Origin of the sequence: Mesorhizobium sp. M0208 (assembly GCF_040322015.1) — a bacterium.
In the GTDB taxonomy this organism is placed as follows: domain Bacteria; phylum Pseudomonadota; class Alphaproteobacteria; order Rhizobiales; family Rhizobiaceae; genus Mesorhizobium.
The window spans coordinates 1-15,440 of record NZ_JAMYSP010000032.1 but is presented as its reverse complement, the minus strand read 5'-3'; the positions used below and the strand labels follow the sequence as shown (position 1 = coordinate 15,440).

Genomic DNA, 15,440 nt, shown 5'->3' with positions numbered 1-15,440 from the left:
GACGCAGAGCACAAGCGTCGCTTACTGGTTTGTCGCGCTCCCCATTAGTCCTACGGGTTAGCCGACTGTCACCGAACAGAAAGTAGGTTGCCCGTTCCACGGTCCAGATTGCATCACGTTCAAGAACCTAAAATGCGGCGGGCTTGGTTCGGATGGATAAGGCCAGGAGCGCCTCCGAAAGTCGTTTCTTCGCCCGCTCGACCCCGTTCTCGTCGATTGCCTCAACATCGAGGAACAAGTCGAGGCCAGTCGCGTGCTCGCTGATGACCTGAGGACGCTGGGCGAGCTCACCCAGGAGGCCCTCGACTTCGTAGGGGACAACCTCCCGGCTGATCCCCTTCATCGCAATCGGTGCTAATGGACGCGCCCGGACAAGGTCGCGCACGAGCGCGTAAGTCTCATAGCTGAGGCAGATGCCGCCGGGCTCGGCAATCGACTGCAGACGGGCCGCCAAGTTCGCCTCGGCTCCAATGATCGTGTAGTCCATCCGATCATCGGAACCGAAGTTCCCGACATTGCAATAGCCTGTGTTGATGCCCATGCGAGCTCGGAAGGGCCGTTCAACTCCGCGGTCATGCCACACCCTGTTCAACTGCTCCAGCCGACGCTGCATGTCGACAGCCATGCGCAAGCAGGCCCTCGCGTCTTCCTCGATGCCTTGCGTCTCGGGGTCTCCGAAGAACACAAGAAGTGCGTCGCCGATGAACTTGTCGACGGTGCCGCCGTGTTTGAGCGCGATCGTCGACATCTCGGTGAAGTACTCGTTGAGGAGAAGCGTCAAGTCCTCGGGCTGGAGCCGTTCCACGATCGCGGTGAAATCCTTGACGTCGGAGAAAAAGATCGTGAGCTTCTTGCGCTCGGTCGCGATGGTGACGTCCTTCTGGCCACTGAAGATGCTTTTGTAAATTTGAGGCGAAAGGTATTTGGCGATCTTCAATGAGATCGCGGCCAGGAAGTCGTTTGCCTCCGAAAGCTCCTTGTTGATGCCCTGAATCAACGCCGACTGCCGACGCTGCAGGAGAATGAACGTCAGGCCCGCCGCCGCCGCGAAACCGAAATATAGGAGCAGATACTTGAAGGTCAGCACATTCGCAGCAATAGGCTGATTGACTGATATCTCCTGGATCCCTCGGACATCCCCTACCTTCCAGTCCGTCTTGGGGCTATCCGGGTGTGAGTTATGGCATGTCACGCACACTTGTCCCATTATGACAGGGGCCGCGGCGCGGACCTGCCGGTCAAACAGTGAGCCCGAGACTTCGATGATCGGCTCCTTCGGGTTGGCGCGCAAAGCCAAGATTGCATTCCGCTCGAACGCATCGAGCTGGTGGGGCGCGCGACCTTTGAAAGGCAGATCCGAGACGAACCGATATTTGACCGACCCGTCGTGAGCGCTAATGCGCTTGCCGAGTTCGATCGAGAGGGTTGCTGGAATAGGGATCGCACCGGGCACGTCCCGGTAGTTGTGCGTCGCAGTCACGGCGCCGTCTGCCTGCAGCACGCGTCCCACGACGTCGCTGCCGTAGAATCCGCGCATTTCGTCGATGATCCGGCTGATTTCGCTGGCTTGCCTGCGCAGCATCCGTTCCGACAGGTCTCGGAGGTCGAGCCAGGCTGCGACGGGCAGACCGATAAGGCCGATGACCACTGCCGCCACCAGGAGCGGTCCCATGGTGCGCTGCTGACGCGCAATCTGTTCACCCAGTCCAGCCATTGTGCAAGCGCCCGGCCGTCTTAGTATGTGAACTATAGCTCATTCCCGGCACGGTACCAGAGTCAGTCTTGGCTCGATGAAAACACGTCAGCCCTGCAGCGTCGGACCGACCTTGAGCAGTTGGTGCTAAGCCCCGGCTCTCACAGAGGATTTCGCTTTCTGGCGCGAGACGGCAGTGAATCGGTGAAGGGGATGTCGCAAAGTCGGCTGTGGCCCGAATGCGCTCCGCGATAACCGCTCAGGGGTCAAAAATTCACGTCTGGCAAGATTGAGACTTCTGCGGCTGGAGAGAGCACGTCGGAAAAGAAAGCGTCCCGCAAACGTATCCGCGCTTCGGCCGCACTATGGAATGGGACCCTGCGGCGGGTGACGCGGTACTGCGCGCTGCCGGCGGCATGACCCGTACGCTGGACGGTCAGCCGCTCGCCTGCAGCGCAACCGGAGCGACGACGAGGATTTCGCCAATCCGCATTTCATTGCCAGCGGCAAGGGCTGCCACGGCCGTTAGCCACCATGATGAACTCGGATCCCATCCTGGCTCGTCCCCCCAAATGACGCCGTCGCGCATGCGACGCCTAGGTGAAACATTTATTTTCGGTCGAACCGTTGCGCGAGAAATAACCCTAAGGTGTGGATCGTGGCAGCGGCGCTTTCGCGTGTTAAACTGCTTGCATGGAGATCGACACCGACAAGATCGACGATGCCGTTATGGGCCTGCTTTGGCTGACGCTGCATGAAGAGAGGCGCGCCTGGAAGGGGTTGGATTGGAATGCCCTGGATCGCTTGCACGAGAAGGGGCTGATCGCGAATCCGGCAAACAAGGCGAAGTCAGTGGTTCTGACGGATGAAGGACTGCGGCGTGCTGAGGAGCTATTCCGAACCCTGTTCACTCGCCCGGCGCCCTGAGCCAGAGCGCTGGACGGGCGCCTGCGAGCTGATAGCGCACATGGCTGAATTTTTCGACACCGGCGGCGCGCTGACCCCAGGCGGGACGGCGATGTTCTCGCCATGGCGGCCAGTCACCTACGCCAACGGGGGCATTCTGTCTGTCAAGGCAGTGGCAGATAACACCGCAGCCGCGACCCTCAAACGTCAACGGCATTGACGCGAAGTCCAGCCGCGAGCTGCTCTCCCGGCGAATCGGCGCCCAACGCGCTGAGTTGCAGCCAGCAGCGGGTCTATGCCGCTGCTGACACATGGGATGTTAGTGGGGCAGATTGCCACTGGCGATGCGAAATCTCTATGGCTGCGGATTTCCGAAGGCAGGTTTCTCAAGCACGAGCACATGACTACCAAGGGGCGATGTGTGAGTGCTCTTGACCTGGAACCCCTCGTCAGAAAGCGTTTCGATGAATTCGCCATCCGTTCCAGGTGGAACGCGGGCAACGACGTTTGAGGTGCGCCTCACAATATTGGAAAGCACCCTTCGCGCCTTGCCTGGGCCGATGTTGCGCTGCATGTGCTGATAGACGGCCAGCAGCAGGACGATATCGTATTTCGGTAGAAGGATATTGCCGAGGCGCCGGCTGCCAAGATTCAGGCGATCGAACCGGGCATGTACCGGGGAGCCGCTCAACAACATCTTTGCAGTCTCGATATGCGGCTTGGCAATGTCGATCCCATGGATCGAACTGGGTTTCAGCTTGGATATCTCATAGGCGACAACACCCATATTGCAGCCAACATCGAGAATGGATTTTCCGGCGTAGTCGACCTTTGCGGAGAATAGCCCGTCAAGTCTGTCGTCCCACGTTCCTGCAAAACCCCTTTTGAATCTTGACCACCACAAATCATCAGCTCCTTTGGGAAGAGCCCCCTTGAGCGCCTCCTACCACGAGAGAATTAACGGTCGATACCCTTTCAACTGGAATTGATCACCTTGACGAACCAAGGCAAGGACGTGTGCGGCGGCGTCACAACCCCATCACCTTGAGTGCCGCGAGAACCGCGTAGCGGCTGCCGTCATAGCGCAGCCGGTAGGTCCGCTTCACAGGCTTGCCGGGATGGGACTGGCATTCGCCATTCTGGTCGGGGGAGGGATTGTCGGTATTCGACCGCTCGACCGCAATGATGTCACGATAGCCGTGGTGGCGCGCCGGACTCATCGCCAGGCTGACCTGGCTGGAATGAAACCATCCATCGCAACTGGTATCGCCTTCGCCGGCATGGCCGGCCACCACGAGGCCGTCGAGCACCAAGCGCAGCGCATCGGTGGCGACGGCATAGAGCCGCAGGTCGGTTTCAGTGAAGGGAGTAGCCTGCGAATGGTTTGCCATTTCGATGCGCAGGCCGAAGGCGGTGACCTCAGGGGCCAGTGCATAGCGGCCGGTGTCGAATTCCACCTTACGGATCGCGATGGCATCATCGGTCATCAGACCGGGCTGGAGCAGGCGCTGGCGCACCCGCAGGCTCTTTCTATCGACCACCAGTAGCTCGAGGTCGCCGACATGCAGGTGGTCGCCGTTAGCACTGTCGATCAGCGGTACCGCGACCAAAAGCAGGTCGTCATGAGCCGGCCAGATCTTGCAGGCCAGGCCGAATGGCGCATCGCTCTCCGGGAGCGTTGAGGCGATGCTCGTATGGGGTACAATCGTGAACGACGCGCCGTCGGCGCTCTTTCGGGCCTTGGGATAGGCCTGCTGCACCAGGGCGGCGGCATCGCCGCAATCGCCCGCCGCGGCTCGGGCGGGCAACAGGCCGGCGGAGGCGAGGCCGAGCAAAAAGAAGAGGGCACGAGACCGTATTCGCATGAGGATCTCACGTCGCGGCGGATGCGGGCAGGCATGTCTACGCGACATTGCTGGCGGCGCACAGGGGTGCGCGGAAGCCGCGGCTAACGCCACGTCAATGAAATGCTGAGTCGAGAGAGTTCGTTTGAGACTCCAAGATCCGGCACTGACTGCCGAATCCTTCGAGGCGAGGCCAGCCACTTCGACGAGAACGCCCAAAAGATGTTGGTGAAGGCTGCTGGGCTATTTGCTGTCGATTCTGGATTTGGCTGCATGTTGTCGGTGCAAGTGGTAATTGCTGCGGCCGAGATTAGCCGCCCCTTTGGGGCTCGGGAGCGTGGAGGCGCCGGCCGAGCGGACATCAGGTCCGCCGCCCGGAGAACTTAACAGCGGCCACGCTCGCGCCTATGACATTATCACGGAAGGCCCGACGGCAGCCGGTCAGACCTCAGGCCGTCTCAACACGAGCTGGCTATGGCTTTGCAACCGCCAGCGCAACAATGAGCGCCGTTAAGTAAACAGCGCCTCTTCTTGTAAATGGCTGCCTAATGTGATCCTACCAGACTTGCCGGTCATACCAGTCGTCAATATCCTGCCGAACACGGTCCTTTTCGATACCATATCGTTCCTGGATCTTGCCTTCGAGCTGATCGCGATTGCCAGCGATGCGATCAAGATCATCATCGGTAAGTTTACCCCACTGTTCCTTGATCTTACCCTTGACCTGCTTCCAATTTCCTTCGACGCGATTCCAGTCCATGACATATCCTCCATTGTATCACACAAAGCGAAACGGTCGTCTGGCCTGGGAGTTCCGGGACGAAGATCTCTGATGTTCAAGTCTCCAGTTGGGAAGGTGACGGCGCCAATTAGGAGATGGTGGGCCTTTTGGGTACGCGTCGACCTCCCAGACGAAGGCCCTTTCCTACACGTCGCCAGGTGATGTAGCGCCGTGGGCGAACGCAAACAACGAGCGGAGCGTGACGTGTTGAGCGAGAAGAGCACGGCTGTCCTGCGCAAGATCATCCAGGTCGAAATAGTCCTCCCAGGCCTTCGGGCCGCTAGGCCGCCCCGCGGTAGTGACATGCCGGATCCGAATACATGGGCTCATTCGATACCCTTGCCGGGGAGCTGGCACCACGCGCGTCGCCGGATTGAACCGGAAGAGTCCGGCCGCGTTGTCTGGTGACTGGAATGGCAATTGTTGAAGATGGAAAATGGCGAACACTGGCACAACGCGTGGACGCATCCAGGACCGGGTAAAGGGTCGCTGGTGGGCACGACCACGACATGAACTACGACGCAAGCAAAACCGGCGCCAGCAAAGCCGACCTCAAATCGGCGGTGAAGTCGCTCGGCAACAATCGCAAGAAGGCCGAAGATAAGCTGGGCAAGGAGTGAGCCTGGGCCGCACAGGACGCCGGCGAAATTGGCGACAAAAGCCTCGAGGTTCAGCGAAGGGGCATAGGCCACGTTGCCCTGTGCGCCGATTGCCGCCAGTAGTCATGAGAGGGCATTCACATGACCCGCATCGCCACCTTTAATGTGAACGGTATCAACGGCCGACTACCTGTGCTCCTGAGGTGGTTGGGCGAAACTGACTACAACATTGTGTGCCTGCAGGAATTGAAGACGTCAGACGACAAGTTTCCTGCCGACGCGATCAGGGAGGCGGGCTACGGCGCGATCTGGCACGGTCAGAAATCCTACAACGGTGTTGCAATCCTCGTTCGCGGAATCGAGCCGATGGAACGTCGACGCGGCCTGCCCGGGGATCCCGACGATACCCACAGCCGCTATATCGAGGCCGAGGTGGATGGGATCGTCGTGGGCTGTCTTTACCTGCCCAATGGCAATCCAGCGCCTGGCCCAAAGTTCGACTACAAGCTGCGCTGGTTCGATCGTCTCATCAGCTACGGCCAGCATTTGCTCCAGGACCGGGTGCCAAGTGTTCTCTGCGGCGACTTTAACGTCGTTCCAACCCCGATCGACGCCGTGGTGCCGAGCCGATGGCTGGGCGATGCGGTCTATTTCCCGCAGAGCAGGCAGGCCTATGCCAAAATGCTCCAAGCTGGCTGGATAGATGCCGTGCGGCGCATCCATCCGGAGAAGGGCATCTACACCTATTGGAACTTCTCTTACCGTGGCGGCTACGATCGGAGTTCCGGCCTGCGAATGGACCATCTCCTGGTGAGCCCCTCCCTTTCCGACCGGCTGCGCAATGCTGGCGTGGACGTCGAGCTTCGCAGGTGGGAGAAGCCAAGCGACCATGCGCCGGCCTGGATCGAGCTCAATTGACTGCGAGGAATACAAATGGTCGAATTGGATGACCACGTCGATCAACAAAATCTCTTTGTGTGTGGGCGGCGGGAGGAGTCGAGCGGGGGAACCGCCAAACAGGATAACTTAGGGGCAGCTCCTGCTGCACCAGGTTCATCCAGTATATGCGTTCGCCGCCATGCCACTGAACAAGCTTTGGAATATCGGGGAGTTATTCCCCGGCTGCCAAGCCACGGATGGCAAGGAAGCAAAGATCGTGGCTGGTCTGGAACAGTCCGAGGCGCAGAGCACTGCCAGGAAAGCGGTCCGGCATTGACGAAATTGGACGAAGGCCTGCGGTTTGGACCGCTTCGTGAGCGCTGGGTTCACCTCTGTGTCGACATGCAACGGATGTTTGCCGAACCGACGCAATGGCACACGCCGTGGATGGAGCGCGTATTGCCCAATGTCGTCGCCCTCGTCGAATTGGACCCGGCGCGGACGATATTCACCCGGTTTATTCCCCCTCGATCTCCTAACGACGTAGGCGGCGCCTGGAGACGCTACTATCAAAAATGGGAGACGATGACCCGTAATAGGCTTGATCCTCAGCTGATTGATCTTGTTCCGGAACTGGCGCGCTTCGTGCCGCCCGCTTTGTTGGAGGACAAACCTGTCATGTCCGTTTGGCACGGTTCACTGCATGCTCGCCTGCGCTCTGCGGGAATTGATTCACTGATCGTGTCGGGCGCGGAGACGGAGGTCTGCGTGCTCGCCTCTGTGATGGGAGCCATCGATTTCGGCTACCGGGTGATCATCGTCGCTGACGCGGTATGTTCCGGAGCTGACTCGACCCACGATGCCATGCTGGCGATCTATGAGAGCCGCTACGGTATGCAGGTCGAGACAGTGACCACCGCCGACCTCCTGGCCGCTCGACTGGACAGAATGTTGTGACATCGGGAGCACCTCGGCGAATGACAGAACAGGAAATGATTATCGAAGCGTTGGGCGTCACTGCCAGCTTCGACGTCGCGCTGGAAGCGCGCCGGCGCATGGACTTTCTCAGCACCTATCTGCGTGCATCGGGCCTAAGCACCTATGTGCTGGGGATCAGCGGCGGAGTGGATTCACTCACCGCCGCTCTTCTGGCTCAACGCGCCGTCGAGGAACTGCGAATGACAGGATACGACGCTACATTCCTGGCCGTTCGTCTCCCGTACGGCACCCAGGCGGACGAGCATGATGCCCAGCGGGCCTTGGACACCATAGCGGCGGATGAAGTGCACCGGGTCGACATCAAGCCGGCTGCCGACGCGATGCTGGATTCGATTAAGCTGGCTGGGGTCGAGCTTGGCGATGCCGGCCGCGAGGATTTCTTGCTTGGCAACATCAAGGCGCGTCAACGCATGATCGCCCAGTTCACGCTCGCCGGCGCCACGCGCGGGCTGGTCATCGGTACCGACCATGCGGCTGAGGCGTTGATGGGCTTCTTCACCAAGTTCGGTGACGGTGCCGCCGACATTCTTCCTCTTTCCGGGTTGAACAAACGCAGGGTTCGCGCCTTGGCAGCGCATCTGGGCGCTCCGCCTGAACTTGTTGACAAGATCCCGACCGCCGACCTGGAGAACCTCGTCCCGCTTCGGCCTGACGAAGATGCATATGGTCTCACATACGATCAGATTGACGACTTCCTAGAAGGCCGGGAAATCAACGAAGCGGCGCGCAGGCGGATACTTCACGCGCACTCCAGCACAGCCCATAAGCGAGCGCCTCCGGTCACAACGAGTGCCATGACGAGTTCGGCATTGGCGCATCGGCAATAGTCGTCTCAACATACGCGGCCGATGGGCTTAACTTCCGCTGGAGCGATGCGTTGCTCTTTCCGCTCCGCATGCGGTCATGCGGTCGAGAGTGTCGGCAGTATGGCCGAGGCCGGCGCGCGAACTCACTCCTCCCTGACTGCCCGCTGGATTTGATCTTCCAAAGGTTTCACGAGGTAAGACAGCATTGACCGGCTGCCGGTCGAGAAGAACACCTCGACAGGCATGCCGGGCGCCAAGGTTAGGCCTTTCAGCCGTGTAAGCTCTGTGCGCGGCAGTGTGACCCGCACGGTATAGAAGCTCGTGCCGCTTCGCTCATCGATGCTGAGATCGGGGGAGATCTCACTGACTACACCATTTAGCTCAGGCGTTATCCGCTGGTTGAAAGCCGAAAGCCGCAAGGTTGCGCTCTGCCTTGGTGTCAGCTGATCGATGTCTTGCGGTGCCACACGCGCTTCCACGGTCAGGTCATCTGTCACAGGGACAATCTGCATGATGAGCTCTCCGGCAGATATAACGCCGCCGACCGTATGCACGCCAAGCTGATGGACGACGCCAGTTTGCGGGCTGCGTATATCGATACGCCTGAGTTGATCTTCGGCAGAGACTTTTTGCTCAACCAACTCGGCGAGCTTTGCCTGGACGTCACGGAGTTCGGTTGCCACCTCGCTGCGCAAATCCTGGTCGATCTGAATGATCTGCAAACGGATTTCGGACGTATGACCCTTCGATTGCGCGATTGCCGCAGTCAGCTTGCCATGCTCGCCTTCAAGCCGGACTGCATCACGCTCAAGTGTCGTTATGCGATCGATTGAAACCAGCTTGCGGTGCCAGAGCTTGCATCCCGTCGAGCTCAAGCCCGATCAGCTTGATTTCCTGGCTTTTAGCATCCCTTTGCTCGGTCAGACCGGAAACTTCCTCGCTGAGCTGAGCAATGCGCTCTTCCAACTGAGCCTTCTGGCCAGCGCGTGCCTGGCGACGAAACTCGAACAGGGATTGCTCGCCTCCCATCGCACGCCGGATCTCAGGATCGCCCTGCCGCGAGCTCAGCGAAGCTGGGAAGGCGATGGCGTCATTGCCATCGCGCTCGGCTTCGAGGCGGGCCAGCCGGGCCTCGAATTCGTCCAGGCTCTTGATGACGATGGCTAAATTCGCCCGGGTGACGGTTTCATCGAGACGGATCAAGACCTGGCCCGCCTTCACGGCATCGCCTTCTCGAACGAGGATTTGACCGACGACGCCACCCGTTGGATGCTGCACCTTTTTAACGCTGGAATCGACGACCAGCCTTCCCGAAGCAATGACGGCTCCGGAAAGCTCCGTGACCGCGGCCAGGCTTCCCGCCCCACCAACCAGAAGCACGCACACCGCGACACCACCGAACAGATAGCGGCGAATGGTCCGATCGATCGCGGGCGCCGCGTATTGCGTCATCACTGTGTCGCCTCCTCAGGGCCGGAGACGACCTTCAGAGGAACGCCTCCCGGGCGGGTTACCTTCCCCAGGACCTCATTCTTGGGCCCAAACGCCTGGACACGGCCGTTTGCCATGACAAGGACCTGATCCAGGCTTGCAAGCGCGCTCGGCCGATGCGCAACCACCACAGCAATACCGCCTCGCGCCCGCACTTCTTCAATTGCCGCCGCCATCGCGGCCTCCCCTTCTGCATCGAGGTTGGAATTGGGCTCGTCCAGAATCACGAGGAACGGGTCGCCGTAGAGGGCTCGTGCGAGTGCAACTCGCTGTCTCTGGCCCGCTGAAAGCGCCGCCCCAGCCTCGCCGATGCGAGTTTCGTAACCTTCAGGCAGATGGACGACGAGATCGTGAACGCCGGCGGCTTGCGCAGCCGCCAGTATCTTGTCCGACGGGGGGCGAGATTCGAAGCGCGCGATGTTCTCGGCTATGGTGCCATCAAACAGCTGCACATCCTGCGGCAGATAGCCGATGTGGTTGCCGAGCTCTTCCGGCGACCATTGGTCGAGGGTCGCGCCATCGAGCCTGACCGTTCCCCGGATCGGGAGCCATATTCCGGCGATTGCCCGGACAAGTGAAGATTTTCCAGACGCGCTCGGTCCGACGACGCCGAGGCCGGCACCCTTTTCCAGCGCGAACCCGACATCCTGCACCACCACACGCCGCTCGCCGGGTGGCGTGACGCTGATGCTTTCGACGGCAAGAGCAGATACCGGCGCGGGCAGCGAGACACTCGTGGCGGTCTGGGGAAGCATGGCCAAAAGCTGGCTCAGCCGGGTCCATGCCTGGCGAGCACTGACAAAGCCCTTCCAATGGGCGATAGCCAGTTCGACCGGTGCGAGCGCCCGGCTCATCATAATCGAACTGGCGATCATAATACCGGCTGTCGCTTCTTGATGAATGACCAGATAGGCGCCGATCGCCAGTATACCCGACTGCAGCATCATGCGCAGGACCTTCGAGATCGTCCCGAGTGTCCTAGCCAGGTCGCTGGCTGTTGCGTTCGTGTTGAGATAATCGGCGTTGACGCCTGCCCAGCGCTCGGCAATGCGCGCGCCAAAGCCCATCGCCTGCAGAGCCTCTGCATTGCGGCGCGTCGCCTCCGCAAGCGTATTGCGCGCCGCCGCCTGGCTGTTTGCCCTCTTCGCCGGCTCCCTCGTGCGAACTTCGGCAAGCAGAGTCAGGCTGGCGAGAACGATGGCGCCGGCCAGCGCCGTCATGCCGATCCAAAAATGGAACAGGAAGCAAATTATCAAATACAGCGGCATCCAGGGCAGGTCGAAAAGCGCTGTCGGACCAGTGCTCGACAGAAACGAACGAACCTGATCAAGATCCCGCAAAGACTGAAGGCCGTCGCCTGGGAGCTCGGTGCGCAACGGCAAACGCATAAGGGCGGTATAGACTTGCCCACTCACTCGCGCGTCCAACGCCATCCCGATGCGCACAAGCAGCCGCGACCGGATTAGTTCAAGAACACCCTGAAAGACGAAAAGCGTGCCGGCAAACACAGCAAGTCCGATGAGTGTCGGCACACTGCGGCCGGGTATGACCCGATCATAGACCTGCAGCATGAAGAACGAGCCGGTCAGCGCCAGAACATTGACGACACCGCTAATCAGGGCGATTCCAGCGATCGCGCGGCGGAAAGAGGCCAAAACCGCAGCGAGCGTTGTTCGCGGCGGCTCGGACGAATGGAATACGACATCGCCTTCACATCGGTTTCAGTTCGGTCCCACGCGCAAGGATCGTGCCCGAAATCAGGCTCGATGACAACGTCTACATACCGCCGCAGTCAGGCGCCGCGCCTAGATAAGCCAATCGTTCAGCGCGTAGGCGTGGATGTAGTCGATCTGCATCTCCGCAGGTGTCGCAAGCCCGTCGGCAGGCGCCCCCGCGAGACCACCGACTGCCAGATCGACCAGCATATACATCGGGTCGTGCATGTCGGAAGGGGTTGCGGCACGGGCAACTTCCACATCATCGAAATACCAGACGAGTTCGTCTTCCGTCCACAGCACTCCGTACGTGTGGAACCCTCCCGTATCGGCGGCAAAGGCCGTCGAGGACACTGTCGTATGACTTCCCGTCTCGTTCGAGTGGCTTGTCATAATGAGCTTGCCTGGATCCTGGCCGAGCATCTCCACGACGTCCAGTTCCGGTGGCCAGGAGCCGTCTGCCGGCAGCAGCCAGAAGGCCGGCCACACACCTTGCTTTTCGGGCATGTCGGCCCGAATTTCGAAATAGCCGTAGGTCTGCGCGAACGATTCATAGGTCGTCAGCAAACCTGACGTGTATTTGTAATTGTCTATGTAGGGCTGGATAGCCGCGGGAGCCCGGGCGGCGGTAATCGTAAGAACACCATCCTCGATGCTGAAGGGGTTAACGGAACGCGTCGGAGCGTAGTTGGTGTCGATATACCATTGAAGCTCCTTGTTGCTCGTGGGCGAGCTGCCATTCGGGGCACCCCACCAGAAGTTCGAATCCCAGGTGCCGCTCGAGCCATTCCACAGGTCCAGCGTGTTGAACTCGTCCGAAAAGGTGAGTTCCAGATGCGACCTGTCCAGGGCAAGATCAAACTGGCCTGGGGTGAACTGGCCGATGGGTCTTGTTGGCGAACACGAGAAACTCGTTTTCGGACAGGTTGAGTCGGACGTTCGCTCCCGTTTGCACCATGTTGGCGTGCAATTCCTCGAAGGAGGTGAAGCCGTAGCTTCCGACGCGCGCTGTATCGTCGGCGCCAAAGTCGAGGATCAGGTCACTGCCATTCCCGGGGGTCACAACAAAAATGTCGGCCCCGGACCCGCCCTTGAGAACGTCGTCTCCCCGGAGGCCGTCGAGCGTCTGTTGGCCGGAGCCGCCGGTAATGATGTTGCTTAGCTCGTTTCCGAAAGCAAAGTGTTTGTCCCCGGTGACCGTCAGGTTCTCGAAATTGGCCGGGAGCTTGTAGCTCATCCAGGTCGAGATGGTGTCGATGCCCTCGTTGGGCAGCTCGACCGCCTTGTTTTTGGATGAATACAGATAATAAATGTCATCGCCCTTGCCGCCATACATTGTGACGGCAACGCCGCCGTCGGCGTACATCGAGTCGTTGTAGATGCTGCCATAAAGTAGCGGGCCCGAATTCGTCGCCGAATACCACTTTACCGAGGACCCACTAAGGGAGTGGCACACCCTTGGCGTTCAATACGGTGGCCATTTAGTTCTTCTCCTTTGTCTCGCCTGTCTCGCCTCGACATCAGGCTACCTTTGGAGGACAAAACGAGCCAGTAACATTTGGCTCCCGACTCGAGAGAGTTACCAGAACTTTAATGGGCAACGCAGCGAGGGCCCGCCTGAACGTTCAGGGCACCGGGATTGCAGCCGGGCCCTTGCCGCTCTGCTTCGGCCGGCCGCAATGTCAGACGTGCGGCCGTTATGCGACGCAGGGCTTGTTGTCAGATGCATGATGCGAAACGTGAGATGCAGCTCCAGTTTTGGCGATGGCAGGCGCGCCGCATTGTTGATATCATCCGCACAGAACAGGCGCGCAAATGACATCGGATTCAGAGAAGGCTGAGGCGGTCGAGCAGCTGCTTGATACACCTGACCTTGCAACAGCACTCGAAAGCGAACAGTTCAAGAAATTCCTTGACCAGGTGCCGATCGCCATAGCCGTTTCGGACCTTGCCGCTGAAGAGCGCGTGGTCTACGCCAATCCGGAATTCGAGAAACTGTCAGGCCTGACGGCCGCCAGGCTCACCCGAGAAAACTGGGCGGCCCTTTTAGGCACAGGCCTCCATCAGCAACAGGACAGGCCGCTAGCCGAGGCCGTGGTCGAGGGCACCGATCTGGTCGGCACCTTCAGGCTGGAACGCGGCGAGGACAAACCCACGATTGTCGACGTTTATTCCAACGAGATAGAGGACGACAACGGCAAGGTTTGCTTCCGACTGGTGGCCCTGGTCGACGTATCGGCTCACGGCGAGGCGGGAGATCAGCGCTCGGCCGAGGAGCGTGTCAGCGAGAACGACATACTGCTTCGCGAACTGCAGCACAGGGTGAAGAACAACCTGCAGATGATCACCGCACTGATCCGGCTGGAAAGCCGCAACGCTACCGAGGCCGACCGGACACGGTTTGAGCGGCTCGCCGGTCGCGTCGACGCTTTGGCGATCCTCTACCAGACGCTAACGGCCGACCAGCCGAAGGAGGAGGTCGATCTTGGTGTGTATCTCAGCCAGATAGCGTCCGCGGTGATGAGCTCGCATGCAGTCGAGGGGATCCGGCTGGATATGAAGGTGGATACATATCCTGTGTCAATAAACGTCGCCATGCCGGCGGGACTGGTCGTGAACGAATTGCTGACCAATTCACTAAAGCATGCCTTCCGGGGGCGCGACGGCGGCACGATAATGCTGCACAGTGTCGTCGATGGCGATGGCTGCCGGGTTACGGTGGCGGACGACGGAATCGGTCTGCCGGAAGGCGAGATGTGGCCCAAGCCAGGCAAGCTCGGAGCGCTGATCGCGCGATCGCTGACCGAGAACGCCAAGGCCCAGCTAGCCGTCGAGTCCAGCGCCAACAAAGGGACGAAGGTGACCATCGTTTTCAAACGGTGGGCGGCAGCAAGCTGAACGATTGCCGTCGAACATAGCAGGCTGGCGGCTGGCTTCATGGCGTTTTGAGCAGGTGGCTGCAAATAGGCGAGGGCGCCCGACGCGCGCTTCGAGCCGCCAGCAGTCGGACGCCGCCAACTCGGCACGCGCCGGCTCACGGGTCACGAGAATACGTCATAACCCTTTGCTGCGAATGCGCCTGCAGCGGCTCGCCCGATCCCCCTGGAGGGGCCGGTGACCGCGTTCGGACGCAAGGCACGGCTGGGCGACTGACGCTAGTTCCGTAGACCGCGACCCTCGGGAACGGCGGGGGCACCTGACGCCTTCGCGCTCATCACGCGCGAGCCGGTAATTCACCAGCGAGTCATCGCATCGGCCAATCTTGCCGACGACGAAGGTCTAACCTACACATCAAAAGTGGTCTGACTGTTCGTGGCCGGAGGTAACCGCGAAATTGCGCTGTCGGGACATGAGAGCGTGCTGTAGGCAAACCGTGATGCGTGCATTCGTTCGATTGGTTGCTACCGCCACGAACATGGTGCTTTCCGGTTTTCGGCTGTGTTCCCTACGGGGATATTTTATTCCGAATTTGTTGTCAGTGGCTCACGTCTGATGCAAAGAACAAAGAAGCTTCCGTCAGGTTCTTCAGAGCCGACGGTGTCCAGGTGGAGAGCGTTATCGAATTGGCCGGTCCCCATAAGGCCGAATACTTGAAGCGGATTATTCGCGCGGTTGCTCGCAATGCGGCAAAGAGGGATCACTTAGGGTCAGGACTCATTGATCCAGAAGATGAAGGCTGCAGCGAAGGCGATCGCCGACAGGAAGGTGTGAGCACATCGGTCGTATC

General features: G+C 59.9%; 13 protein-coding genes and 3 pseudogenes. 9 read left to right on the top strand and 7 right to left on the bottom strand.

Annotation, left to right across the window (positions count from 1 at the left end):
- Positions 1-127 precede the first annotated feature (127 nt).
- A complete protein-coding gene (locus NKJ17_RS25365; protein WP_352508780.1) occupies positions 128-1,714 on the bottom strand; it encodes an adenylate/guanylate cyclase domain-containing protein in 1,587 nt (528 codons plus the stop codon).
- 323 nt (positions 1,715-2,037) lie between these two features.
- Between NKJ17_RS25365 and NKJ17_RS25360 the strand changes: the two are divergent.
- The 3 genes and pseudogenes from NKJ17_RS25360 to NKJ17_RS25350 all read left to right on the top strand — a co-directional run.
- Positions 2,038-2,222 (top strand): annotated as a pseudogene (locus NKJ17_RS25360) (inositol monophosphatase family protein); the annotation flags it as partial.
- A gap of 164 nt (positions 2,223-2,386) precedes the next feature.
- A complete protein-coding gene (locus NKJ17_RS25355; protein ID WP_352508779.1) occupies positions 2,387-2,620 on the top strand; it encodes a DUF6429 family protein in 234 nt (77 codons plus the stop codon).
- A 40-nt stretch (positions 2,621-2,660) separates the two neighbouring features.
- Positions 2,661-2,819, top strand: a complete 159-nt coding sequence (locus tag NKJ17_RS25350) for a hypothetical protein (RefSeq protein WP_352508778.1) — start codon at positions 2,661-2,663, stop codon at positions 2,817-2,819.
- A gap of 135 nt (positions 2,820-2,954) precedes the next feature.
- Here NKJ17_RS25350 and NKJ17_RS25345 read toward each other — a convergent pair whose 3' ends face one another.
- The 3 genes from NKJ17_RS25345 to NKJ17_RS25335 all read right to left on the bottom strand — a co-directional run bounded on the left by NKJ17_RS25345 (position 2,955) and on the right by NKJ17_RS25335 (position 5,203).
- Positions 2,955-3,503 (bottom strand): class I SAM-dependent methyltransferase, encoded by a 549-nt coding sequence (locus NKJ17_RS25345; protein ID WP_156948240.1) that lies wholly within the window; start codon positions 3,501-3,503, stop codon positions 2,955-2,957.
- A 124-nt stretch (positions 3,504-3,627) separates the two neighbouring features.
- Complete coding sequence (locus tag NKJ17_RS25340) at positions 3,628-4,434, bottom strand: PA3715 family protein (protein WP_352690558.1); 807 nt, start codon at positions 4,432-4,434, stop codon at positions 3,628-3,630.
- A gap of 565 nt (positions 4,435-4,999) precedes the next feature.
- Complete coding sequence (locus tag NKJ17_RS25335) at positions 5,000-5,203, bottom strand: CsbD family protein (protein WP_352478587.1); 204 nt, start codon at positions 5,201-5,203, stop codon at positions 5,000-5,002.
- 530 nt (positions 5,204-5,733) lie between these two features.
- On the opposite strand from NKJ17_RS25335, the gene NKJ17_RS25330 reads away from it, so the two are divergent.
- From NKJ17_RS25330 to nadE, 4 genes are all read left to right on the top strand, one after another.
- The gene (locus NKJ17_RS25330) at positions 5,734-5,844 is read left to right on the top strand and encodes a hypothetical protein (protein ID WP_352690556.1); all 111 of its coding nucleotides are present in this window, start codon (positions 5,734-5,736) and stop codon (positions 5,842-5,844) included.
- Between the two features lie 120 nt (positions 5,845-5,964).
- Positions 5,965-6,741 carry an exodeoxyribonuclease III gene (gene xth, locus NKJ17_RS25325; protein WP_352690554.1) on the top strand — a complete coding sequence of 259 codons (777 nt, stop codon included), beginning with the start codon at positions 5,965-5,967 and terminating at the stop codon, positions 6,739-6,741.
- Between the two features lie 15 nt (positions 6,742-6,756).
- The gene (locus NKJ17_RS25320) at positions 6,757-7,659 is read left to right on the top strand and encodes a cysteine hydrolase family protein (protein ID WP_352690552.1); all 903 of its coding nucleotides are present in this window, start codon (positions 6,757-6,759) and stop codon (positions 7,657-7,659) included.
- A 20-nt stretch (positions 7,660-7,679) separates the two neighbouring features.
- On the top strand, positions 7,680-8,528 hold the full coding sequence (gene nadE, locus NKJ17_RS25315; protein WP_352690550.1) for an NAD(+) synthase: 849 nt from the start codon (positions 7,680-7,682) through the stop codon (positions 8,526-8,528).
- A gap of 122 nt (positions 8,529-8,650) precedes the next feature.
- On the opposite strand, the pseudogene NKJ17_RS25310 reads toward nadE, so the two are convergent.
- The 3 genes and pseudogenes from NKJ17_RS25310 to eglC all read right to left on the bottom strand — a co-directional run bounded on the left by NKJ17_RS25310 (position 8,651) and on the right by eglC (position 13,194).
- A pseudogene (locus tag NKJ17_RS25310) lies at positions 8,651-9,959 on the bottom strand (HlyD family type I secretion periplasmic adaptor subunit).
- The gene (locus NKJ17_RS25305) at positions 9,959-11,653 is read right to left on the bottom strand and encodes a type I secretion system permease/ATPase (protein WP_352690548.1); all 1,695 of its coding nucleotides are present in this window, start codon (positions 11,651-11,653) and stop codon (positions 9,959-9,961) included. Before NKJ17_RS25305 ends, NKJ17_RS25310 begins: the two are co-directional and overlap by 1 nt.
- Before the next feature lie 150 nt (positions 11,654-11,803).
- Positions 11,804-13,194, bottom strand: a pseudogene (gene eglC, locus NKJ17_RS25300) (endo-1,3-1,4-beta-glycanase EglC).
- Between the two features lie 334 nt (positions 13,195-13,528).
- Here eglC and NKJ17_RS25295 point away from each other — a divergent pair.
- Complete coding sequence (locus NKJ17_RS25295) at positions 13,529-14,611, top strand: histidine kinase dimerization/phosphoacceptor domain -containing protein (RefSeq protein ID WP_352690546.1); 1,083 nt, start codon at positions 13,529-13,531, stop codon at positions 14,609-14,611.
- Between the two features lie 647 nt (positions 14,612-15,258).
- The coding region (locus NKJ17_RS25290) for a hypothetical protein (protein WP_352690544.1) at positions 15,259-15,440 on the top strand (182 nt) is incomplete at its 3' end.